This is a genomic window from Micromonospora sp. DT44 (assembly GCF_049841635.1).
Lineage (GTDB): Bacteria > Actinomycetota > Actinomycetes > Mycobacteriales > Micromonosporaceae > Micromonospora.
In genome coordinates this window covers 1-1,160 of record NZ_JBNCKS010000141.1, presented here as the reverse complement: position 1 = coordinate 1,160, position 1,160 = coordinate 1, and the positions used below count along the sequence as shown (strand labels likewise).

Below are 1,160 nucleotides of genomic sequence, written 5' to 3'. Positions count from 1 at the left end.
GAACTGACTGGTGGCGGCAGCGGCCGGCCCGGGACGGACCGCGATGCCGCCGACCATCGCCGTCAACACGGCCACCACAGCGATTTGCAGCCGGCGAAACGGTCGGACACTCCGCGATGCTCCTGAAAGACGGCCGTCAGACGACCTCTTCCGTGTCGTGACAAGTTCAATCACTAGATCTAGCCTCCCTGCGTCCGGACACCAGACTGATGTCGTTGGGGTTACATCGGTATCGGAAACGACATCAGGCAGCCAGCATTCGAACCGACACGGTCAGGACCATTCGGATTCGAACACGGGTCCCGGTGCGACCGTCGCTCAGGATGTTCCGCGGAACGTGGCGCTGGAGGTAGTTCATCCCACCGGCGTGAGCCTCGGGGCAAGCCCGGCCAGGTGCACGACCTCGGTGGGCGCCGTAGGCCTCGTCCATCGTCACCCACCCGACCGGCACCCCGGCGTCGAAGGCGCGGCCCAGCATGTCCCGAGCCATCTGCACCTTCGTGGCGAACTGCACCTCGTCCGGGATCCCCGCAGCCCTGCACCGATCCCGGTCATCGGTCCACGACGCCGGCAGGTAGAGCTGCCGATCGATCAGCGCGTGACCCTTCACGGAACGGTAGGCCAGGAATGTTCCGACCTGGCAGTTCTCCGTCCGCCCGGCGGTGCCGGAATACTGGCGCTGCACTCCGGCCGACCGGGTGCCCTTCTTCAGGAACCCGGTGTCGTCGACGATCAGGACGCCGGCCGGGTCGCCGAGGTGCTCGACCACGTAGTCCCGAACGTCGTCGCGGACGGCGTCGACGTCCCAGTCCGCCCACCGCAACAACCTTTGCATCCTGTCCGGCGACACCTCACCGGCCTGCTCAGCCAAGGTCCAGCCGTTCTTGCGACCTAGACCAGAGACCAGCCCACACAGGTACTGACGGACCCGCAGCCGCGGCTCCGACCGGCGAAACCTGGGTCCGATCCGGGCATGCAGCCGGTCCAACTCCCCACGCCACTGATCGACATCAACGTCCGTCACAGTCGGACCAACGAACGCGAGGTGAACTCGATTCGCCTACTGCCGTTGCAGTACTAGTACCAACGCCGTTCAGTTAGGCGTTTCGGTAGGCCGTCAAGCGTGTCGTGGAGACGAGGCAGCGGAGCTCCGGTATAGA

General features: G+C 65.5%; 1 pseudogene. It reads right to left on the bottom strand.

The annotated features are described in order from the left end of the window. Nucleotides 1–412 precede the first annotated feature (412 nt). A pseudogene (locus ACLQ25_RS32655) lies at nucleotides 413–1,024 on the bottom strand (IS701 family transposase); the annotation flags it as partial. Between the last annotated feature and the right edge of the window lie 136 nt (nucleotides 1,025–1,160).